Genomic DNA, 21,450 nt, shown 5'->3' with positions numbered 1-21,450 from the left:
ACCGTTCTTCGTTTCCCAGTGATGTGGCTGAGGCCGAGCCTCGCGATATGGGGGCGCTCGAACGCGACCCAGCAAGCGGAATTTACCGGCCACGGCATTAGGCTCGGCAGATAGCGCTGATCGGTAAACGTGTACTGTTTGGGTTAGTCTTTGACCTCGAAGGAGACTTTGCAGGTTACTCGGTAGGTGTCGAGCTTGCCGTCTGAGCCCACAGTCGCGGCAAAATCCTTGATCCATACGGAGCGAATGTTCTTCACGGTCTTTCCCGCTTTATCGGCAGCCTTTTGCGCTGCATGTTCCCAGCTCTCATCGGACTCGGACATCAACTCGATAACTTTAAGGACGGTCATGGTATGCACTCCACCACTTGAGAATGATCATACAACGTCCGTATGCTCCTGATGTTCCGTAATTCCTGCAGGCGCGCATTATTTTGCCGCGATTTGGGGCGGCTTGGTGAGCATGGTGACAAGGTCGTCGAAGCGCGTATATTCGCCGCTCCATTGAGCCTTATGAGAAACGCAAAATCCCTATGGTAAGTTCTGCCGCCACAAAATCGGCAAAGACTGCGCATGGATCGGACGCCGACGCGGCGCTGCGGCCTGCCCAATCCTTTCAGGATCTCATCCTAACGCTGCAGCAGTTCTGGGGGCGCCAAGGCTGTGTCATCCTGCAGCCATACGACATGGAGGTCGGCGCCGGGACGTTTCATCCCGCGACGACACTGCGTTCTCTTGGACCGCGGCCGTGGAACGCGGCTTATGTGCAGCCGTCGCGACGGCCGAAGGATGGCCGGTATGGTGAAAACCCAAACCGCCTTCAGCATTACTATCAGTTCCAGGTCATCATGAAGCCGTCGCCGGCTAATTTTCAGGACCTCTACCTGGAAAGTCTGGATGCGATCGGAATTGATACGACGATCAATGACATACGTTTCGTTGAGGACGATTGGGAGAGCCCGACGCTGGGGGCGTGGGGGCTCGGCTGGGAAGTTTGGTGCAACGGAATGGAAGTTTCGCAGTTCACTTACTTCCAGCAGGTTGGTGGCTTTGATTGCCGTCCGGTTGCGGGTGAGATCACATACGGGCTCGAACGACTGGCCATGTACGTTCAGGGCGTCGACCGCGTCTATGATCTCAACTTCAACGGGCGGGATGATGAGCGAAAGCTGACCTACGGCGATATTTTCCTGCAGGCTGAACAGGAATATTCACGTTTCAACTTCGAGTACGCGGACACCGAAATGCTTCTGCGTCATTTCAAAGATGCCGAAATGCATTGTCAGAAGTTGCTCGAGGCGGGAGCCGACGGTGATCGGCACGTCATGGTGTTGCCTGCGTACGATCAGGCCATCAAAGCGTCCCACATCTTCAATCTGCTGGATGCACGCGGCGTCATATCCGTGACGGAGCGGCAGAGTTATATCCTCAGGGTACGTGAACTCACAAAAGCCTGCTGCGGAGCATGGCTGAAAACAGAAGGTGGTGGACTATGATGAGCCATTGGATCGGAATTGCGATCATCGTGGTGCCGGTGCTGCTCATTGCGGCACTAATCCTAAAACGGCCGGTGTTCTGGTTTCTCACGGTGCTGATCGCGGTTGGTATCGGTTATCTGCACTACACGGGTGCCGACGTTGAACTTGGCAACGCCGTGTTGGTTGAGGTGGACAAGATCTATCCGCTTGGTGATGGCGTGCCGAAGCCAGGTGAGGTGGGTCAACCTCAGCCGAGCAACGCTCCTGCACCTAGCGGCTACTGAGGGCGTATGGCACAGCTCCTACTCGAACTCTTTTCGGAAGAAATTCCGGCCCGCTTGCAACAGCGGGCCGCTGACGATTTGAAGCGGCTGGTGGTCGAAGGCCTCGGTGCGCACGGTCTTACGTGCGGGGCGGCGCAGGCGTTTGCGACGCCGCGTCGCTTGAGCCTCGTCATCGAGGATGTGCCGGAGGCGTCACCTGCGATTTCCGAGGAGCGGAAAGGCCCGCGCGTTGGGGCACCGGATAAAGCGATCCAAGGGTTCTTGAAGGCGGCTGGATTGGATTCAATCGAGGCTGCGGAAATCGTCAGTGATGAGAAGAAGGGTGACTACTATCTCGCCAAAATAGATAAGCCGGGCCGTTCCGCCGTCGATCTTATCAGTGAGGTTGTGCCGGCAGTTGCCGGCCGCTTTCCGTGGCCGAAATCGATGCGCTGGGGGAGCGGTGACTTTCAATGGATCCGGCCGCTGCAATCGGTTCTTTGCCTGCTCGATGGCAAGGTCGTGGGTTTTGAGATCGCCGGCATCGCCGCGGGAGATACGACACGCGGCCATCGCTTCCACGGAGGCAATGCCTTCGCTGTTTCGGATTTTGCCGACTACGGCAAAAAGCTGAAACAAAAAAAGGTGCTTCTGCCGACGTCTGAACGCGCAGCGATGATCGCGGAGGATGCGCGGGCACTTGCGACGGACGCCGGTCTTGAGCTGGTTGAAGATGACGCGCTGCTCAACGAAAACGCCGGGCTTTGTGAATGGCCTGTCGTGCTCATGGGCACGTTCGACGAAGAATTTCTTGAGGTGCCAGCGGAGTGCCTGATGACGTCGATGAAGACGCATCAGAAGTGCTTCTCTCTGCGCGACGTTGAGACGAGCAAGTTGGCGAACCGTTTTGTTCTTGTTTCCAACCTGATCGCGAAGGACGGAGGTTCTGCGATCATTGCGGGTAACGAGAAGGTCATGCGCGCGCGGCTCTCGGATGCAAAGTTCTTCTGGGAGCAGGACAAGAAGCATCCGTTGGAAGATATGCGGCTTGAGCTTAAGGCCATCACCTTCCACGAGAAGCTTGGCACGCAATGGGATCGCACGGAGCGGATTGCGGAATTCGCCGATCAGATCGCGGGAGCGGCGGATGCTGAGCCTGAATTGGCACGCCGCGCTGCGCAGTTGTGCAAGGCCGATCTCGTTTCCGGCATGGTCGGAGAGTTTCCCGAGCTGCAAGGCTTGATGGGCCGCTATTATGCGGAAGCCGAACACATCGATTCCAAGATCGCTTCGGCGATTGAAGAGCACTACAAGCCGAAAGGTGCTGGTGACAGCGTGCCGTCGGCACCGGTGTCGGTTGCGGTGGCGCTGGCGGACAAGCTCGATACGCTTGTGGGCTTCTGGGCGATTGACGAAAAGCCGACGGGTTCGGGTGATCCCTATCAGCTTCGCCGTGCGGCGCTAGGTGTTATTCGGATCGTGTTGGAGAACGATCTGCGGTTGGGGCTTTTCAAACGCCTGCGAGATCACGCGATGCTCATGGGCGAACAAATCGCAGGTTCGGAGAGCGATGCTGTTTTGAAGGCACTCTATGACTTACCGCCAGAGCTTCGCGAAACAGAACTATTCGAAATGCAGGTTGAGAATCAGCTCTTCAAGAGTGCGTTTGGTTCCGGGTGGACGGAGAAGTTTGCGCGTTCAGTCCAGATTGCCGACGACCTCCTCGATTTCTTCGCCGACCGCCTCAAAGTCTATCTGCGTGATCAGGGGCAGCGCTATGATTTGATCGATGCCGTTTTTGCGCTGCCGGGACAGGATGATCTGGCGCTGATCGTGAAACGCGTCGAGGCATTGTCGACCTTCCTCGAAACGGATGACGGCGCGAACCTTCTGGCAGGCGTTAAACGTGCCAACAACATTCTGGCCATCGAAGAGAAGAAGGACAAGGCGAGCTATTCGGGCGAGCCGAAGGGCCCGCTGCTTGTTGAGCCCGCTGAGCGCGAACTTGCGGCTGCCATCGCCAAGGTAAAGTTCGATACGCAGGCGGCCATCAATGTCGAGAATTTTGAAGGTGCCATGCGCGCGCTCGCGGAGCTACGAGCGCCTGTCGATCATTTCTTCGATAAAGTGATCGTCAATGCCGAGGATGCGGCCTTGCGCGAGAACCGGTTGAAACTGCTCTCGGAGATCCGGGCCGCGACGTTGACGGTTGCGGACTTCTCGAGGATTGCGGGGTAGAGACGGCACTCTCGCTGTGCGCTGAGCCGTCATGTCATACTCGTGCCCAAGGTTTGGCTGGGTCTTTATTGCGAAGGTTCTGCGCATGCCGCAGAGGTCTCCCGGTGGACAGCTGGATCCCGGCATTTATTGCCGGGATGACAGGCTTGGGGATGGGAGCCAAAATTCCCCGCCATGTGAGGAGCTAGCGGTGAGCGATGCTCGCAATTCGATCAGCGTGGGACTGGAGACTGTCCCGGCATGAGCGAGGACGACCGATATCACTTGTTCGTCTATGGCACGCTTATGCGCGCTGCTAGTGGCGCCCTCGGTGCGCGGGAGCGGCAACGTCTCGCGTGTGGAGCGACGACGTTGGGCGCAGCTTGGGTAACCGGTCAACTTTATGATCTTGGCGGCTATCCCGGTGCGGTGCTCGCGGATGAAAATCGCGGCGTTGTGGTGCACGGCGAAGTCATGCGCCTTGCTGATCCCGATGCTGTGTTCAGGTGGCTCGATCCGTATGAGGACGTCACTCCTGGTGGCAGTCCTTCGGATCTCTATCGACGCATCCTGACGTGCGCGACTCTGGCCAATGGTACGCGCAGAGGTTGCTGGATCTACACGCTGCGTCGCGCGCCTGATGGATTGAAAGTTCTCTCCAATGGTCGGTGGCAATAGGCCCGCCACTACAGTTGGGTCGGGCTCGATCATGAGCCGGACTGCAACTCAATTCTGATGAAGAGTGATGGAGAGAAGGCCGCGGCGGGGAGCCCTGACGAACCCGCTTTTGCCCTCTAAACAAATTCGGCACGTACCCCGCTATACGCGGTCAGGGCTTCCTCGTCGCAAATCCGTCATATCGGAAAAGGAGTGGGGTGACTATCTCACGGATGGCAAAACTGATTAGTTCTTTAGATTCGAAAAGCGTCTGGGGAAAACGTTGGTGATAGCTGTGTGTAAAGCGTCTTAAACCGCTCTGCGGAGGTATGAAGTATCCCAGATCTTATCCGTTGTTTTTAAATGATAAACATCATGCTCCGCACGTCAGCTAGCTTGCTTCTGAAGTGCTTCGGCGTTTTCGTAAGCCTCGCTTGCTTCAAGCCAAGTTTCCTCAGCCTGTTGTAACTCCTTGGCTAAACGTCCGCGCTGTTGAGCCGTGCTCTGTGCGCGGGCCGGATCGGTCGTGTAGAGGGTTTCGTCGGCCAGGATTGTATCAAGTTTGACAATCTCGGCGTTGAGCTTTTCGAGTTTCTGTTCGGCGTTGCGGACTGCCTTCTTCAGCGGCGCCAATTCGGCGCGCCGGTCGGCTGCCAACCGACGTTCTGTGGCACGGTCGGTCTTGTCGTTTCCACTGTCACCTGATTTTGCAGCGGGGGCGCGCGTTGCTCGCTCTGCGAGCAAGTCCGTTCGGTAGCTCGTCATGTCACCGTCGTAACTTTTGACGGTGCCGCCGGCGACGATCCAAAGCCGGTCGGCCGTCGCTTCGACGAGGTGACGGTCGTGACTGATGAGAATGACTGCCCCCTCATAGTCACTCAGCGCATGGATCAGGGCCTCGCGGGAATCCACGTCGAGGTGGTTGGTGGGCTCGTCGAGGATCAGCAGATTGGGACGGTGAAACGCTGTCAGGGCGAGAAGCAACCGGGCTTTTTCGCCGCCGGAAAGATCGTCGCAAGCGGTGTCGGCCTTGTCCGCGCCGAAGCCCCAGGTTCCCAGGCGCGCGCGTTTTGCGGCCTCAGTGGCCTCCGGCATCAAGTCCGCGATGTAGTGGTAGGGCGTCCACGCGGGATCGAGTTCGTCGAGTTGATGTTGCGCGAAGTACCCGACTGAAACTTTGGCCGCGCCGAAAACTTCGCCTGATAGAGGCGCGAGCTTCCCGGCGATCAGTTTCGCAAATGTCGATTTCCCGTTGCCGTTCTGGCCGAGCAGGGCGATGCGATCGTCATTGTCGATGCGCAGATTGAGTTTTGTCAGGATGGGTTGGTCCGGTGCGTAACCGACGGAGGCTCCCTCCAGACGTAGCAGTGGACTTGCGATCATCTTCTCCGGAGCCGGCAGTGCGAAGGGTACGACCCGGTCTTCCGTCGCGGCTGCGATAGGCTGCATCTTCGCGAGGGCTTTCATGCGGCTTTGAGCCTGACGCGCCTTGGTCGCTTTGGCGCGGAAGCGATCAATGAAAGCCTGGATGTGCCGACGCTGTTCGTCCTGCTTCTTTCGCAGTTTCAACTGCAGGCGTTGCTGTTCGCGCCGAGCTTCCTCGAAGTCATCGTAGCCGCCGGCGTACATGGTGATCTTACCGCGATCGAGATGCAGGATGGCGCCGACGGCCTGGTTGAGAAGGTCGCGATCGTGGCTGACAATAAGAACGGTGTGCGGGTAGGTCCGCAGGTAGTTCTCAAGCCAAAGCGTGCCTTCGAGGTCGAGATAGTTCGTCGGCTCGTCCAGCAGAAGAATTTCGGGTTCCAGAAACAGCACGGCAGCGAGCGCTATCCGCATGCGCCAACCACCGGAATATTCTTTGCACGCACGCCGCTGCGCGTCTTCGTCGAAGCCGAGGCCGGACAGGATTTGTGCGGCACGTGCTGGTGCTGAGTGCGCGTCGATGTCCACCAGCCGTTCGTGGATCGCCGCGATACGTGCCGGGTCCTGAGAAACTTCGGCCTCTGCCAGCAAGCTTGAGCGTTCTGTATCGGCAGTTAACACCCAATCAATCAGACTGAAATCGCCGCCGGGGGCTTCCTGAGCAATGTGGCCGATACGGGCGTGGCGTGGCGCGTTGATGGTGCCGTCGTCTGGGCTCAGTTCTCCGGTGATCAGTTTGAGGAGCGTTGTCTTGCCAGCGCCATTGCGGCCCACGAGCCCGCACTTGTGGCCAGTGGGGATCGCAACCGTCGCGCCTTCGAGGATGGGTTTGCCCTCGATCCGATATGTCAAATCGTTGATATGAAGCATGGTCTACATGCAATAGAGCATATTCGTCCGACGCGAAATCGGGATGGTTGCCCTTAGCTGGAGATGCATGGAAACCGCGCCGTTTTTAGCCTGCCACGATGGGGCGCAAGGTCTCAAACAGCAAGCGCTCCTGAACTGCGGCATCGGAGATTGCGAGGTGTGCGGAGAACCAATCCTGGACCATCTTGCAGACCTTCTCGTGCTCAGTCTGAGCCAGTGCTTTTGGATCAGCAAACACGCGCAGATCAGCTTTTGACCATCCCAGCTTGGTTAGCTCGGCAGCGAGAACATCATAATCGGATTTTGTCGCTCGTACGCGTGACACCGGCGACTTGCGGCCATCGGAGACGGCTTCAAAAATCGCTGCAATTTGAGCTTCGATCGCTTCGCCATAACCGCGTTGTGGGAAGAGTTCGATTACTGCAGGACTCGATTCCCCCTGGCCAATAAACGAATAGCAGGTGGCGGCGGAATGGCTGGCCAAACTCTTCAAATTCGCGAGAAAGGATTGTGCGACGTTGATGAGTTTCGATGTGTCGGCCGCGAGGGCATGCTCAGCGTTCTTGCGGCGCAGTTCGACAAGCTGAACGATCAAGTGCTTCGACATGTCGGCTTCTGTGCCTGCCGAGACGATCCGTGCTGCCTCTTCGATATTCGTCTGGTACCACTCCGGGAAGTCGGCCTTAAGCTGCTGCCAGAGCTGTGAGCGCTGGAAGTTCTCGTCGATCATCTGCGGCGTTACAGTCGGCTTTTGCGTGGACTGGCTCGGAGGTGTCGCCGGAGTAGGTTGAGGCGCGGGCGAATTGGCTGCTGACTGGCTGTTATCGAGCGCGGCCGTTTTGGTTTCGCCCTCAGCTTTCACGACCGGTGGGCCGTTGTCGCCGTTCGTTGTCATATTTGCCATCGCGAGGATGGTGTCCTGGTTCGTCGCAGCGAGCCAGCCGCCTGCGCCGATCAGCACCAGAATTGCGACGAGGGCGATCGCGCCGCGTGAGCGGCGGCGCGGCGGTGGCGCTTCGTCTTCAAGATATTCTTCTTCGTTTTCTGTCGGCGCGACATGTGTGCTTGCCGGATGAGGTCCCGCTTGTCTTGCAGAATAAGGGTCCTGAGATGCTCTGTTGGGTGCACCCGTGGTGGTGGGGCGATGACCTGGATGACCTCCAGCTCCTGCGTGTCCTGGCGGATTGCTGGCTGGATTGCCTGCGGCGGGCCGTGCTGCTGCCGGACTGGAAGGAGCTTGTGGAGACCGTTGTTCGGGTCTTGGCTGTGATGGCTCGCTATGATGAGGCCGCGGTCCTGGTGCCTGGTGGGCAGAAGGACTTTGCGGGGCTTGTTCTGATGGTGCCGCTGGTGGTGTGGGGGCCGGTGGCGGAAATACGCTCTGTGCCGGTTGCCACTCGGCAAAGCCGGGGCGCCAGACGAGGTCTGTCGGGCGCATATGTCCCGATTGCACGAACATGCGGATTTCAGCATCGGACAAGGGGCCATGCTGCGCACCGTCGCGGGCGATGTACCACTGAGTTGCCGTGGGTGTTTCGGTCATCCGTTTCTCACAGCCGAGCCGGCGTATTTTAAGCGATATCGCTTCATGAATATTGGGACCACTGGTGTGCCGCTTCGTTTTCCTCCGATCGGCGCGCCGCGTCAACGATCAGGCCTGAATGCCATTCACCCATTTCAGGCGCGAATGGCATGAATTTGAGCGCCCCTTCTGCTTCATCACATTAAAAACCGGGCTTTTACATGGCCATCGCGCTTAGGTTGCGATCGCAAGTCCAAACATATTGCCTCGATCCACTCGGTGCCTTCTATCGAGCCTTGTGATCAAACCAGGGCACAGCTATAAACCGCGCCGAGCCTTCAACAAACAGAAACGAGAGAGCCCGAGATGACCATCGAGCGGACCTTTTCCATTATCAAGCCGGATGCGACGAACCGGAATATCACCGGGGCTGTCAACGCCGTTATTGAGAAAGCTGGCCTGCGTATCGTCGCGCAAAAGCGGGTTCTCTGGAGCCGCGAGCAAGCTGAGAAGTTCTACGAGGAGCACGCTCAGCGCCCATTTTACGGTGAACTCTGTGACTTTATGACGTCGGCACCAATCGTGTGCCAAGTGCTCGAGGGCGAAAATGCGATCGCGAAGTATCGCGAGGTTATGGGCGCCACGGACCCAGCTGAAGCTGCCGAAGGTACGATCCGGAAGCTTTTTGCTCTTTCCAAGGGTGAGAATTCAGTGCATGGGTCAGATAGTCCGACATCGGCACAACGCGAAATCGCTCTCAACTTCAGTGATAGCGAGATTGTCGGATAATTCAGGGGTCCGGCGCCTGCTGCGGGGCAGTGCTAACGGCGCGGAGTCTCGATGGCGAAGGTAAGGCTGTACGCAGCAACGAGTCTGGACGGATTTATCGCCGATAACACAGGCGATACCGATTGGTTGCTGCCTTACCAAGGTTCTATTTTCGGCACCGGCTTCATGGGAGAAGTCGGTGCCGTTATTTTAGGACGGCGTACCTATCAAATTATGCAGGCATTCAATGGTTGGCCGTATGCGGGCAAGCGCGCCTACGTCCTGAGCTCTTCGCAGATTTCCAGTTTGCCCGAGAATACAATGGTGGTGAAGACTGGCATTGGGGCGGCGGTTGAGGCTGCGCGTTGTGTCACGACGCAAGACATCTGGGTGGTTGGCGGAGCTTTGACCATGCAGTCCGCTCTTGAGGCCGACCTTGTGGATTTGGTGGAAATCTGCGTAGCACCGGTCCTGCTTGGTGCAGGCTTGACGATGCTCATGTCGCTTGAGCGGCGTGCCGATCTCTATTTCGACGGTATTCAGACGTTTGAGAATGGGGTTGTGAAATTACGCTACGTGACAAAGCGTTGACCTCGTGAAAAATAAAGGGCGACCGAAATATCGGTCGCCCCTCGTAAAAAGTTTGGTGCTTTTTAGCTTAGTTCACGAATGCGGAATTTGAGTCCGCCTTTCGGCGTCAGGGTCACCGTCGCGTTGAGCGGTGCCGGTTCGGGACCGACGTACTCAGGACGGAAGCGACGCAGCAGAACAGAGAGTGCCAGGGTGTTTTCAACCTGGCTCATGGCGCCGCCGATGCACGAGCGTTTCCCGGCTCCGAATGGGATGTAGGAGTATTTGACGCGTTTTTTAGCCGCGTCACCCATCCAGCGTTCGGGGCGGAATTCCTCAGGGGCGTCCCAGAAGCGCGGGTTGTGGTGTGCTCCGTAGCTAAACAGCACGATGCGGTCACCAGCTTCGATTTTCTTGCCGTCGATCTCGTCCGGGCCTGCCGCGGTGCGGATGAGACTCCAGACCGGCGGGTACATACGCATCGTTTCCTGGATGACTGCGCGCGTATAGACGAGTGCGGAGTAATCGTGCGCCGTTGGTTCGCGGTCGCCGCAAACCATTTCGCCTTCGCGGCGGATGCGTTCGGCAGCTTCAGGATGTTTTGATACGAGATAGAGCGCCCACGCCAGGGCCAGAGCTGTGGTTTCGGTGCCGGCCCATAGGTATTGCTTGAGTTCGTCGATGGCTTGCTGATGATCGAACTCTGGCATCTCGGGGTCAGCTGCGGCAGCTTCGATCATTTTCAGGAGCGTCTGCTCGCGTTCTTCACGCGGATCGGCGCCCATAACGGCCGGCGGAACGCTCCACCAGCTCTCGACCGCTTTCGCAGTGTCGGCACCCGCAACTTCAAAGAGTTCGCCATGCTGTTTCTTAACGCGAATTTCTTTGTGGCTGCTGACGTCGGTATAGGTTTTTACGCATTTGAAAATGAAATGCGGATTGAACGGCATATCGCGGTCGAATAGTGCCTTGCAGATCATGTCGGCTGCAAGGGTCCAGGTTTGTTCGACCATCTCGATTTCTTCACCGGACTTAGCGAGATCAGCCCATCTTTGTAGCTTTGCCTGGATTGCCTGATTGAAATACGGGATGTATTCCGCAAACATATCGGGATGAAACGCCGCCTGTTGGGGCATGCGGATCTTCTGCCAAAGAGCGCCATCCAAAGTGATCATCGATTTACCGAAGATCGGAATCAGACCGTCGAAATACTTCACGTAATTGTCGGTCTTGGTGACGAGCACATGCTTGAAGTATTCCGGCTCGCTAATAAACACGACCCGCTGGCGGGCCATGTTGACCGGAATGACCGGTCCATAGCGCTCCGACATTTGCATGAGCATGCCCATCGGATTGGTGGGATCTTTGAGAAGTGGCGACAGTTTGAACCATATGCTCTCCTCGCCAAACTGGCTGGAAGGGCTTTCGATCATACTCATGGTTCATTCTCCTAACGGGCAGGCGCGGTCTTGCATACGAGTTATCGGCACTGCAATGGCCGGGCCAACTTGAGATGCTGGCGGGGCCATGTGAAACGCGCGGTGTTACTTCGCACAAAGTAACTAATGGCGTCGTTAACGAGCGGTCGTGGACCAAGATGGAATCTAATGCCAAGTCCGCAAAAAAAGTGTGTTACGCGCGGCACAGTTAGCGAAATCATCGAACGGCAGGCATGGTTTTTCGACGTTTCCAAATTGGAAAACGGTGGAACGTGATGCGAAAGGCCCCCAATGATCCGCATTTCAATCGTGCGAAACAGACAGGCTCTATCACCTGAGGGTTGACAGAGTCTATTAGTCTCCTGGCATCCGCTACATTTTGGCGCAATAGATTAAGTAAAGTCGTTAAGATGTTGAATGTACGGTTAAATATTCGGGGAAAATATTGCCGGAGACTCTGGAAATGAATGTTTCGTGATTACGGCATTCTCATCCAACAGGATTTGATCTGAAGCAAATAGCCGCAGTATTTGGGGATAGAGCTTGTGCTCCGCCGCCAGCACCCGCGCAGCGAGAGATTCTGCGGTGTCATTTGCAGCTACACAAACCGCTGCTTGGCCAAGAATCGGGCCCGTGTCCATTTCATGTCGAACTGCGTGGACGGTACAGCCCGATATTCTCACCCCTGCTGCGAGCGCGCGTTCGTGCGTATGCAAGCCTTTGAAACAAGGTAGTAAAGAGGGATGAATGTTGATCATCCGATTGTGCCAGTTCGCAACAAGTTCTGGGGTCATCAAGCGCATGAAGCCGGCACAGGCAACGATCTCAACCCGGGCGGCGAGTAATAGCCGGTGGAGCTGATCATCGAACTCTTCACGGGACCGAAACGTGCGGTGATCCAGCGCGATTGTTGGAATGCCGCGGTCCTTTGCCCAGGCAAGCCCCGGAGCCTCCGGACGATTTGAGACAACAACGACAATCTCAGCAGGATAGTCGGGTGCCTTTGTGGCTTCGACCAGGGACATCATGTTGGAGCCGCGGCCGGAGATTAGCACGCCTACGCGCTTTTTGACGGGTTTGGAGCCCGCTTCGGTCGAGCTCATGATGCGAATTCCAAACGACCGATATACGTTACGGCTTCTGTCTCGCCGTGGCCCTTGGCCTGCGTGCGCTGCCCGGTCGGTTCTGATATTTCCCCGACGATACTCGCTGTTTCACCAGCTTGCGCGAGCACTTCCAGCACAGCGGGCGCACCGGCCGGGTCAGCGACGATTACGAGGCCGATCCCGCAGTTGAAGGTACGTAGTAATTCGGTTTCATCGAGCCGACCTGTGCGCGCGAGCCATCCAAAGACAGCCGGTGCGTTCCAGCTGGACAGATCGATCCGTGCTCCGATGCTAGGTGAGAGAACCCGTGGCACGTTCTCTGTAAGACCGCCGCCAGTGATATGCGAGATTGCCTTGATTGGTCCGTCGATGCCGCCGGTTTCGCGTAGCGCGCTGAGGATGGGCTTCACGTAGATGCGTGTGGGTGTCAACAGCGCTTCGGCGACGGACGTGTTGGGTTGCCAAGGAGCGGGAGCCGACCATTTCAATTGTGCTTCGTCTACGAGCCGGCGCACGAGGGAGTATCCATTGGAATGTACCCCGGAAGAGGCCAAGCCAATGAGCACATCACCAATGGCGATGTCCCGGCGAGGCAAAAGATCGCGGCGTTCGACTGCTCCGACAGCAAACCCCGCTAAGTCGTAATCGGAGCCCTGGTACATGCCTGGCATTTCAGCGGTTTCACCGCCGATGAGCGCACATCCAGCCTCACGACATCCCGAGGCAATGCCTCCAACGACGTCGCGTGCGGTTTCCACATCTAGATGGCCGGTTGCCAGATAATCGAGGAAGAACAGGGGTTCCGCGCCCTGAACGATCAGGTCGTTTACGCACATCGCGACTAGATCTATGCCAATCGTATGATGGCGACCGGTTTCAATGGCGATCTTGAGCTTGGTGCCTACGCCATCTGTTCCTGCGACCAGGATCGGATCGCTATAGCCGGCGCGCTGGAGGTCGAAGAGGCCGCCAAAGCCGCCGACGTCACCGTCAGCACCTGCGCGCTGGGTGGCGCGTACCAAAGGTTTGATCGCGGAAACGAGCTGGTTTCCCGCATCGATATCGACGCCAGCGTCGCGATAGGTGATGGGTCGTTCGGTGTTATCTGTCATCGCGTCAGGGGGACCTCGCGTGAAGTGCGCAGGTTCTGTTATAGCAGCGGGACTGCGGAGACGGGTTAAGCTTATCGGAGTTCGATGGCTCACCCAATTTGGCCCCAAGTCCGGCGATATAGCTGGCCGGGACCGATTTGCGGACGTTGGACGGCATGAAGCTTAATCGACGCGATCCGTCAATCGTCGAGTTAGAATTCGGGTGCACGATTGGGGCGCTTCGAGGCGTGGCAGAGGGGAGAAGGCGACGTGAAATACTGCGGGCAGTTGAACACAATCCTGCGGAGCTTGCTGCTTCTTGCCGTCGTTTTCGTGCCGGTAAACCGGGTTCTGGCGGCCGAATCGCCTGTCTTTACTGTTGCGAATTATCCAGTGCAGGGGCAGGCCAAGGATGCGGTGACCGCCAAACGCCTGGCTATCGAGGATGGTCAGACGGCGGCTTTCAAGTCGTTGTTGAAGCGAATTGTCCCGGTGACGGCCTATGCTGGGCTGGATCGCGTCAAGGCGGTGCAGTCGTCAAAGTACATTTCGGGGATGTCGGTACGCTCGGAGCAGAACTCATCGACGCAGTATTACGCATCCTTGGATTTTTCCTTTTCTGCCAACGCCGTTCGCGACCTGCTTCAGCGTGAGGGCATTCCATTCGTTGATGAACAGGCGCCTTCTCTTACGCTGGTGCCGATCGTTATCCCTTCGCAAGGTGGTGTCCCGGCTCAAGGGGCAAACAACTGGGCCAGCGTTTGGTCTGGGCTAGATATCGTCAATACCGTTTCGCCTTTGCGGGTGACGGGCTGGAACGACAGTCTGCCGACCAACACGCTGCAACAGCTCAAGAATGATGGTGCGGGCGAGGCCATGCGTCATCTCGGGTCTGCTTATGGCGGTGATCGCGTTGTTGTGGCTGAAGCGGAAGTCGATCAGGCTGCGGCGCGGCTTCATGTGACGTTGAGCGGCCGCGACGCGGCCGGTCCGATCTCATGGAAGCACAGCTATCGGATCAGTGACGGCGATGTGGCGTATGCTATGGAGTACGCGGCTGTGGTATCTCTCGGCGTGCTTGAAGGGCGCTGGAAGGCGATAAAGGCACGCGATATGGGCGGGCTTGATGTAATGGCCAGTCCTGCGGCGCAGATACATATTCAGGTGCTTTTCAACAGCGCTGCTGAATGGTATCGCCTACAACAAAACATCTCGGGGCGGCCTGGCGTGCAGGATTTTCAGGTTGGGTCGGTTTCGGCGCGTGGGGCTGAAGTTGTGCTGCGTTTTCCGGGGGGCGGACAACAACTTGCCAACGCTCTGGCGCGTGAGGGTATTTCGCTCACCAACAACGGTGGACAGTGGGTTATGCGTAAGAGCTACTGATTTCCACGCTTACGCCTGCGCCAAATGCGGCATTAAACTTCAATAAGTCTCGACACGGTGGTTCAACCGGGGTGACAATTCCGGTTACAGGGCCGCGCGCCGACAATGATGGGATCTGATCGATGAATCGCAATTGTTTTTGGACCGCCGACACGTGACCATACCCAATTTGATCACGCTCATGCGGGCCATTCTGGTACCCGTCGTGTTTTGGCTGCTTCTTGCGGGCTATATCAAAGCGGCGTTCGTCGTCTTCGTTATTGCTGGTGTATCGGACGGGATTGATGGCCTGCTCGCACGGCGTTTCAATTGGCAGACGGAACTTGGTGCGTATCTCGATCCACTTGCTGACAAGCTTTTAATTGTCAGCATTTTCCTGGCTTTGGGCGTGCGAGGAGATTTGCCGTCCTGGCTCGTGGTGGCGGTTGTTTCGCGAGATCTGTTGATCCTCTTGGCGATCATCGTGTCGTGGCTGTTGAACAAACCGATCAAGATTGATCCGCTTGCCGTCAGCAAAGCGACAACCTTTGCGCAATTGGCGCTTGCGGCATTGGTGCTGGCGGATGAAGGCTTTATGCTTAATGTTGGCGCCTATCGACAGGGGCTTGTGTGGGTCACTGCAGTTTTGACCATCCTGTCGTTGGCAGCGTACCTGCGCAGTTGGCTGGTGCATATGTCGCGGGATTAAACTTCTAGCCTGGCATACGGGGGGCTTGGGCAATGCGTGTTGAGCAGCAAGCTCTGTTCTGGCTGATTGCGGCGGTGGTCCTTGTTTTGCTTATCGGACTTCTGCAAGAGATTCTTCTACCTTTCGTACTCGGCATTTTGTTTGCTTATGGGCTGAATCCGGTAGCGGATGCGCTTGAACGGATTGGTTTGCCGCGCGTGGTCAGCTGTCTTGCGATTGTCGCGCTTCTCGTCATCGCGATTGTGCTGGTGATTGTGTTTGTCGGGCCGGTTCTTGTGGAGCATGTCACGCAGTTTGCGAATGCTTTACCGACCGAGCTGCAACGGCTGCAGGACCTTCTCCAAACGTGGGCTCAAGAGAAATTGGGAACGCATTCTCCTGCAGCCCTTCAGGCTTTCAACTCGGTGCTCACCTCTTTGTCCGAGAACTGGGAGGGCGTTGCATCTTGGGTTGCTCAATCGCTGTGGACGCAGGGACGCGCGCTTTTCAACGTGCTGTCGTTGGTCCTCATCACGCCGCTTGTTGTGTTTTATCTTCTGGTCGACTGGAAGCGTATGCTGGGCGAGGTTGACCGATGGTTACCGCGAGAGCATGCGGCACCCTTGCGTCAGATGGCACGTGACATCAACGGTGCAGTCAGTGCGTTTATTCGCGGGCAAGGCACGGTTTGTCTGATCCTTGGCTGCTTTTATGCGCTCAGTTTGTGGGCCGTCGGCCTGCACTACGGGGCGCTTATCGGCTTTGCTACAGGAGTGTTGGCGTTCGTACCGGTGCTCGGCTGGGCGATTGGTACACTCATTGGGATGACGTTGGCGGTGCTGCAGTTCTGGCCCGATACACTGCCGGTGATGTTGGTCCTCGGTGTTTTTCTGGCAGGTCAAGCGCTCGACGCCGGCATCCTTAGTCCCAATATCGTAGGTTCAAAGATCGGATTACATCCGGTGTGGCTGATCTTCGCCCTATTTGCGTTTAGCTATCTATTTGGGATTGTCGGGGCGCTTGTTGCAGTACCGCTGGCGGCCGCAGTGGGTGTTATCGTCCGATATGGGCTGAAAGCCTATCTTGCCAGTTCGGTATATACGGGAGAGGCACCTGCTGCTCCGGGCGATCCGCCTGTTTGATGAACAGCATTTCGCTTGATCTAAGATTTATGCAAACGAAGCCATGACGACCGCTCCGCGCCAACTGACTCTGGATTTGTCTCATCGTTCGGCTCTGGATCGGGAAGACTTTCTGATCAGCCAGTCGAATGCTGCGGCGGTCGAACTCATTGATGAACCTCAGGCGTGGCCGCATAGCGCGTTGCTTCTGATTGGCCCACAAGGCTCTGGAAAGAGCCATTTGGCGAATGTCTTTCGCTTGTCGCACAGCTCTGATCTGATTGCTGCATCTGACCTCAATGAACAGGCGATTGGTAAGCTGGAGACGGCCGGCGCGTTGGTGGTGGAGGATTTGGAACGGGGAGTTGCCAACGAGCAAGTCCTGTTCCATCTGCTCAACATGGCTCGCCAGGGACGTGGATTGGTGCTCATGACGTCGCGTGTCGCACCCGGGCAGTTAACGTTGGCGCTGCCGGATCTTCGGTCGCGGACACGTGCTTTACCAATCGCAGAGATACAGGCTCCTGACGATTCGCTCTTGCAGGCCGTTCTGGTAAAATTGTTTGCCGACCGGCAACTGGCAGTCGAACCGGCCGTTGTGAAGTTCCTGACGCTACGTATGGAGCGGTCGATGCAGGCAGCTAACGCTGTGGTCGATGAAATTGATCGATTGGCACTCGCGATGCATCGGAAGGTGACTAAGCCGCTTGCGCAGACGGCATTGGAGCAGATGGCAAGCGGCGGTAAATAGTAGCCGGGACTTCGTCCTCGCGCCCGGCCACCGGAGGCTTAGAAATTCCCCAGCTGGCAATTGGGTGGCCCGATATTCACTTCGATTAAACGGGTCGAATACTCCCGAGTCCCAATTGAGAAGCCGATGCCGTAAGAAGGCCGGGTGGTGACGCTTGGTCTGGCTTTTGAGAGCGGGGAACCTGGCCAATCGGTAGGTGGCGGGTATGCTCGATATTCAGTTCAAGAGACGATCTTTCTGAGCGGAGATAACAATGCCTGTTAGCAAAGGAACGCCTCCCGTCAGACCGGAACCGCAAGTGATACCTGAGTCAGGGGATGTCGCACTTGAGGGTAGGTCACGCTATTACAATCGGGAGTTATCCTGGCTTCAGTTTAATAGCCGAGTGCTGGAGGAAGCGAGCAATGAACGCCATCCGCTGCTCGAGCGGCTGCGCTTTCTTTCTATTTCCGCTTCAAATCTCGATGAATTTTACATGGTGCGTGTGGCTGGTATCCACGGCCAGATAATCAATGGCGTGACCTCCTTGTCGAAGGATGGACTGACGCCTTCGCAGCAGCTTGTGCAGATCAATGCATTCGTCAACGATCTCGTTGCCAAGAAGCAGGAGACGTGGAGCCGACTGAACACAGAGCTGATAGAAGCCGGCATTTTCATTGTGGGACCTGATGAACTGACCGAGCAGGAAGAGACGGCGCTGCGTGATCAGTTCTTGTCGAACATCTACCCGCTGCTCACGCCGATTGCGGTCGATCCGGCGCACCCGTTTCCTTTCATCCCGAACAAGGGGCTGACGTTAGCTGCCTTGATGGAGCACAAGACCAAAGGGAAGCGGCAGAACGGCCTCGTTCCGATATCGAGTCAACTTACACGCTTCATTCGTCTGCGAACCGACAAGGATGACGCAAATCAGATGCGGTTCATCCGGGTCGAGTCCGTGATCGGCATGTTCATGGATACGCTGTTCCCAGGATTTAATATCCTGTCTCAGGGGGCGTTCCGTGTCTTGCGTGATAGCGATATCGAGCTGGAAGAAGAAGCGGAAGATCTGGTCCTTACCTTCGAGGAGCTGCTGAAGCAGCGCCGGCGTGGCAATGTCATTCGCCTCGAAATCGATCAGGGGATGCCGGAGAATTTGCGGCATCTTGTGATCCAGGAACTCGACGTGAGTGACGATGCGGTGTTTGTGAAGTCAGGTCTTTTAGGCCTTGCCGATACGACACAGCTCATCACACCTGAGCGTCCTGATCTGCTCTTCAAGCCGTTCAATATCCGTTACCCGGAGCGTGTCCGCCAGTTCGACGGCAACATCTTTGCGGCGATCAAGGCGAAAGATTTCGTTGTTCATCATCCCTACGAGTCGTTCGATGTCGTGGTGCAATACCTACGACAGGCTGTGAACGATCCCAACGTGATGGCGATCAAATGGACGCTTTACCGGACATCGAATGACAGTCCAATTGTGGAAGCGCTCAAGGATGCTGTCGAGGCAGGAAAGTCCGTTACCGCTGTCGTAGAACTCAAGGCACGGTTCGACGAGGCGGCGAACATTCGTTGGGCGCGCGATCTCGAAAAGGCGGGCGTCCACGTTGTCTATGGGTTCATTGAGCTCAAGACCCACGCCAAGCTGGGCATCATTGTGCGGCGGGAAGGCAGTGACCTTGTCACTTATTCGCACATTGGGACGGGCAACTATCATCCACAAACCGCGAAAATTTACACCGACCTCTCGCTTTTTACCGATGACCCCAAAATTGCGCGCGATGTCACACGTGTTCTGAATTTCGTGACCGGTTATGGAGAGCCAGGTGAGCTGGAACTCATGGCCGCAAGCCCGTACGGAATTCGGCGCCGCATTCTCGATCACATCGAAGAGGAGATTGAGTATGCCAAGGCCGGCAGGCCTGCGGCTATGTGGCTCAAAATGAACGCGCTGGTCGATACGCAGATCATCGATAAACTCTATGAGGCGAGCCAAGCAGGCGTGGAGATAGATCTGGTCGTACGCGGCATCTGCTGTCTTCGTCCGGGGGTGCCAGGGCTGTCGGAGCGAATTCGCGCGAAGAGCATGGTTGGCCGGTTCCTGGAGCACGCGCGAATCTATTGCTTCGGACGAGGCAAGGGGTTGCCATCGCCACAAGCCGCCGTCTACATCAGCTCCGCGGATCTCATGCCGCGCAATTTGGATCGGCGGGTTGAGGCATTGACCCCGATTATCAACGCGACAGTCCATGAGCAGGTGCTCAATCAAATTATGGTTGCCAACCTCAAGGATAATCAGCAGAGCTGGCGCATCCTGCCTGATGGCTCGTCGCAGCGCATAATGCCGGAACGCGGAGAGGAACCCTTCAACGCGCATGAGTATTTCATGACGAATCCAAGTCTTTCCGGGCGGGGAGAGGCTCTGCAGAAGCACTTCCCGCGTCGCTTTAGCGGTGTGGCAAAGGCGGCTGAAGTGGGGGGAGACGCGTGACGCTGGTGAAGCAGTTGTTCGAGGATCGGCGTCGGTCTTCGAATCTATCCCCTCTCGCTGTGATCGATATCGGTTCGAACTCCGTTCGGCTGGTTGTCTATGAGGGGGCTTCACGCGCACCAGTCGTGATGTTCAACGAGAAGGTGCTGTGCGGTCTTGGACGGAATGTTGCGACGACGGGTCGGTTAGGTGACGAGGCTGTCCAACGTGCTATCCGGGCCCTTGCGCGATTCCGCGCGCTTGCCGACGTTCTCAAGGTCAAGTCGTTGCAGGTGTTTGCTACGGCTGCAGCTCGTGAAGCGGAAAATGGCGCTGCATTTATCGACGAGGGTGAAAGCGTATGTGGCGCGCCTATTCGCGTGCTTACAGGTGAAGAAGAAGCACGGCTTGCCGCTCAGGGTATCGTCATGGGGATTTCCAACCCTGATGGTATCGTTGGCGACCTGGGTGGTGGCAGCCTCGAACTTATCGATCTGCGAGATAATGACTTTCGCCGAGCGACGACATTACCGCTCGGCGGTCTGCGTTTGATCGACGCAACGGGCAACAAAATCGACAAGGCCATGAGTCTGATCGATGAACAGCTCGATCGTGTCGACTGGCTCCCGGAGGGTCGGGACCGTACATTCTATGCGGTGGGCGGCACCTGGCGCGCGATTGCTGCCATGCATATGGCGCAGATCGATTATCCCCTCCATGTCATGCACGGTTATGTGGTCCCCACCCAGGAACTGATCGACTACGCCGGGATGATCCGCAAGGCGAAGAAACTCACCAGTCTGCGCGGCATTTCAGAGGTGGCCAAAGCGCGGCGTGAGGTGCTTCCCATGGGGGCGGCTGTTCTTGAGCGCCTCTTAGTGCGGCTGGCTCCACAAAAGGTACAGATCTCCGTTTTCGGCGTGCGTGAGGGCTACATCTACAATCTTCTGTCGGCAGCGGAGATGGCCCGAGACCCGCTTCTGAGTTTTTGCCAGGACTACGCGAAATTGCGCTCCCGCTCGGCGGAGCATGCACAGGAGCTTTGCAGCTGGACGGACCCGCTATTCGAGGGACCGGGTTTTGATGAAACACCTGAGGAACGCCGCTTACGCTGTGCCGCATGCCTCTTGTCGGACATCGGTTGGCGTGCGCATCCCGATTATCGCGGAGAACAGAGCCTCAACGTGGTGGCGCATGCTGCGTTGAGCGGCATCGATCATCCAGGGCGTATTTTCCTGGCACTTGCCGTTTATTTCCGGCACGCAGGGCAATCAACCGGGGGTAACGATCAACTGTCCGGACGGCTCAAAGCTGCCGCCAGCCGGCGTTCGCTTTTGCGCGCCCGGGTGCTCGGCGCGGCAATTCGCGTTGCACATATGATGTCGGCGGGCATGCCGGGAATTGTTTGTCATACGCCTCTGTCGTACAACGGCGACTCTTTGGTCCTGTCAATTCCGCGTGCGCGAGCTGCTCTTGATGGCGAGCGGTTGCGTCGGCGGTTTGCGACTTTGGCCGAACTTGTCGCGCGTAAGCCAGAAGTGCGTATCGTCTAGCCTCAAAAATGTGTGTGGACTGATTGCATTGCGGCTCGCTGGTAGATGTTAAGCGCAGGTCCGCCACAATTGTTGTTACATTGAGGCAATGCCGACTTGATCGTTTCGGGGCACGTTA

General features: G+C 56.9%; 18 protein-coding genes. 12 read left to right on the top strand and 6 right to left on the bottom strand.

Annotated features, from left to right (window positions below):
* Positions 1-143 precede the first annotated feature (143 nt).
* Entirely contained in the window at positions 144-350 is a 207-nt protein-coding gene (locus K5845_RS06725; protein ID WP_046479507.1) for a dodecin family protein, read from the bottom strand.
* Positions 351-532: 182 nt separating this feature from the next.
* Here K5845_RS06725 and K5845_RS06720 point away from each other — a divergent pair, with 182 nt between their 5' ends.
* From K5845_RS06720 to K5845_RS06705, 4 genes are all read left to right on the top strand, one after another.
* Entirely contained in the window at positions 533-1,495 is a 963-nt protein-coding gene (locus tag K5845_RS06720; RefSeq protein WP_287958679.1) for a glycine--tRNA ligase subunit alpha, read from the top strand.
* Complete coding sequence (locus tag K5845_RS06715; RefSeq protein WP_046479508.1) at positions 1,492-1,761, top strand: hypothetical protein; 270 nt, start codon at positions 1,492-1,494, stop codon at positions 1,759-1,761. The genes K5845_RS06720 and K5845_RS06715 overlap by 4 nt, the downstream gene beginning before the upstream one ends.
* Before the next feature lie 6 nt (positions 1,762-1,767).
* A complete protein-coding gene (glyS, locus tag K5845_RS06710) occupies positions 1,768-3,978 on the top strand; it encodes a glycine--tRNA ligase subunit beta (RefSeq protein WP_287958678.1) in 2,211 nt (736 codons plus the stop codon).
* Positions 3,979-4,218: 240 nt separating this feature from the next.
* Positions 4,219-4,635, top strand: coding sequence for a gamma-glutamylcyclotransferase family protein (locus K5845_RS06705; RefSeq protein ID WP_052744067.1), 417 nt, complete (start codon positions 4,219-4,221; stop codon positions 4,633-4,635).
* A 366-nt stretch (positions 4,636-5,001) separates the two neighbouring features.
* Here K5845_RS06705 and K5845_RS06700 read toward each other — a convergent pair whose 3' ends face one another.
* The gene (locus K5845_RS06700) at positions 5,002-6,909 is read right to left on the bottom strand and encodes an ABC-F family ATP-binding cassette domain-containing protein (protein ID WP_287958677.1); all 1,908 of its coding nucleotides are present in this window, start codon (positions 6,907-6,909) and stop codon (positions 5,002-5,004) included.
* A gap of 85 nt (positions 6,910-6,994) precedes the next feature.
* Positions 6,995-8,452: a DUF4339 domain-containing protein gene (locus K5845_RS06695; protein WP_046500987.1), complete on the bottom strand. Its 1,458-nt coding sequence runs from the start codon at positions 8,450-8,452 to the stop codon at positions 6,995-6,997.
* Positions 8,453-8,797: 345 nt separating this feature from the next.
* Between K5845_RS06695 and ndk the strand changes: the two genes are divergently transcribed.
* On the top strand, positions 8,798-9,220 hold the full coding sequence (gene ndk, locus K5845_RS06690; RefSeq protein ID WP_046479514.1) for a nucleoside-diphosphate kinase: 423 nt from the start codon (positions 8,798-8,800) through the stop codon (positions 9,218-9,220).
* 51 nt (positions 9,221-9,271) lie between these two features.
* Complete coding sequence (locus tag K5845_RS06685) at positions 9,272-9,790, top strand: dihydrofolate reductase family protein (RefSeq protein ID WP_090228076.1); 519 nt, start codon at positions 9,272-9,274, stop codon at positions 9,788-9,790.
* Between the two features lie 62 nt (positions 9,791-9,852).
* Here K5845_RS06685 and K5845_RS06680 read toward each other — a convergent pair whose 3' ends face one another.
* The 3 genes from K5845_RS06680 to purM form a co-directional block, all read right to left on the bottom strand.
* On the bottom strand, positions 9,853-11,208 hold the full coding sequence (locus K5845_RS06680; protein ID WP_090228073.1) for a cytochrome P450: 1,356 nt from the start codon (positions 11,206-11,208) through the stop codon (positions 9,853-9,855).
* A 425-nt stretch (positions 11,209-11,633) separates the two neighbouring features.
* On the bottom strand, positions 11,634-12,311 hold the full coding sequence (gene purN, locus K5845_RS06675) for a phosphoribosylglycinamide formyltransferase (RefSeq protein ID WP_046479517.1): 678 nt from the start codon (positions 12,309-12,311) through the stop codon (positions 11,634-11,636).
* On the bottom strand, positions 12,308-13,426 hold the full coding sequence (gene purM, locus K5845_RS06670) for a phosphoribosylformylglycinamidine cyclo-ligase (RefSeq protein WP_046479518.1): 1,119 nt from the start codon (positions 13,424-13,426) through the stop codon (positions 12,308-12,310). The genes purN and purM overlap by 4 nt, the downstream gene beginning before the upstream one ends.
* Before the next feature lie 249 nt (positions 13,427-13,675).
* On the opposite strand from purM, the gene K5845_RS06665 reads away from it, so the two are divergent.
* The 6 genes from K5845_RS06665 to K5845_RS06640 all read left to right on the top strand — a co-directional run bounded on the left by K5845_RS06665 (position 13,676) and on the right by K5845_RS06640 (position 21,332).
* Positions 13,676-14,788 (top strand): DUF2066 domain-containing protein, encoded by a 1,113-nt coding sequence (locus K5845_RS06665; RefSeq protein ID WP_052744068.1) that lies wholly within the window; start codon positions 13,676-13,678, stop codon positions 14,786-14,788.
* A 154-nt stretch (positions 14,789-14,942) separates the two neighbouring features.
* Positions 14,943-15,476, top strand: a complete 534-nt coding sequence (locus K5845_RS06660; protein WP_046479519.1) for a CDP-alcohol phosphatidyltransferase family protein — start codon at positions 14,943-14,945, stop codon at positions 15,474-15,476.
* Between the two features lie 32 nt (positions 15,477-15,508).
* Positions 15,509-16,597 (top strand): AI-2E family transporter, encoded by a 1,089-nt coding sequence (locus K5845_RS06655; protein WP_046479520.1) that lies wholly within the window; start codon positions 15,509-15,511, stop codon positions 16,595-16,597.
* A 43-nt stretch (positions 16,598-16,640) separates the two neighbouring features.
* Positions 16,641-17,327, top strand: coding sequence for an HdaA/DnaA family protein (locus K5845_RS06650; RefSeq protein ID WP_046479521.1), 687 nt, complete (start codon positions 16,641-16,643; stop codon positions 17,325-17,327).
* Positions 17,328-17,580: 253 nt separating this feature from the next.
* Entirely contained in the window at positions 17,581-19,800 is a 2,220-nt protein-coding gene (locus K5845_RS06645; protein ID WP_082101207.1) for an RNA degradosome polyphosphate kinase, read from the top strand.
* Positions 19,797-21,332 carry a Ppx/GppA phosphatase family protein gene (locus tag K5845_RS06640; RefSeq protein ID WP_046479522.1) on the top strand — a complete coding sequence of 512 codons (1,536 nt, stop codon included), beginning with the start codon at positions 19,797-19,799 and terminating at the stop codon, positions 21,330-21,332. Before K5845_RS06645 ends, K5845_RS06640 begins: the two co-directional genes overlap by 4 nt.
* Positions 21,333-21,450: the final 118 nt, after the last annotated feature.

It is taken from the genome of Filomicrobium sp. (genome assembly GCF_025698805.1).
GTDB lineage: Bacteria > Pseudomonadota > Alphaproteobacteria > Rhizobiales > Hyphomicrobiaceae > Filomicrobium > Filomicrobium insigne.
Note: the sequence above shows the minus strand (reverse complement) of the source record. Positions and strands in the feature narration are given on the sequence as shown.

Bases quoted from the DNA above. Each gene is read 5' to 3' on its own strand.
- K5845_RS06650 (WP_046479521.1), top strand. From the start codon at position 16,641: ATGACGACCGCTCCGCGCCAACTGACTCTGGATTTGTCTCATCGTTCG.
- K5845_RS06695 (WP_046500987.1), bottom strand. From the start codon at position 8,452: ATGACCGAAACACCCACGGCAACTCAGTGGTACATCGCCCGCGACGGT.
- K5845_RS06655 (WP_046479520.1), top strand. From the start codon at position 15,509: ATGCGTGTTGAGCAGCAAGCTCTGTTCTGGCTGATTGCGGCGGTGGTC.
- K5845_RS06680 (WP_090228073.1), bottom strand. From the start codon at position 11,208: ATGAGTATGATCGAAAGCCCTTCCAGCCAGTTTGGCGAGGAGAGCATA.
- K5845_RS06720 (WP_287958679.1), top strand. From the start codon at position 533: ATGGTAAGTTCTGCCGCCACAAAATCGGCAAAGACTGCGCATGGATCG.
- K5845_RS06645 (WP_082101207.1), top strand. From the start codon at position 17,581: ATGCCTGTTAGCAAAGGAACGCCTCCCGTCAGACCGGAACCGCAAGTG.
- K5845_RS06705 (WP_052744067.1), top strand. From the start codon at position 4,219: ATGAGCGAGGACGACCGATATCACTTGTTCGTCTATGGCACGCTTATG.
- K5845_RS06685 (WP_090228076.1), top strand. From the start codon at position 9,272: ATGGCGAAGGTAAGGCTGTACGCAGCAACGAGTCTGGACGGATTTATC.
- purN (WP_046479517.1), bottom strand. From the start codon at position 12,311: ATGAGCTCGACCGAAGCGGGCTCCAAACCCGTCAAAAAGCGCGTAGGC.
- ndk (WP_046479514.1), top strand. From the start codon at position 8,798: ATGACCATCGAGCGGACCTTTTCCATTATCAAGCCGGATGCGACGAAC.
- K5845_RS06725 (WP_046479507.1), bottom strand. From the start codon at position 350: ATGACCGTCCTTAAAGTTATCGAGTTGATGTCCGAGTCCGATGAGAGC.
- glyS (WP_287958678.1), top strand. From the start codon at position 1,768: ATGGCACAGCTCCTACTCGAACTCTTTTCGGAAGAAATTCCGGCCCGC.
- purM (WP_046479518.1), bottom strand. From the start codon at position 13,426: ATGACAGATAACACCGAACGACCCATCACCTATCGCGACGCTGGCGTC.
- K5845_RS06700 (WP_287958677.1), bottom strand. From the start codon at position 6,909: ATGCTTCATATCAACGATTTGACATATCGGATCGAGGGCAAACCCATC.
- K5845_RS06715 (WP_046479508.1), top strand. From the start codon at position 1,492: ATGATGAGCCATTGGATCGGAATTGCGATCATCGTGGTGCCGGTGCTG.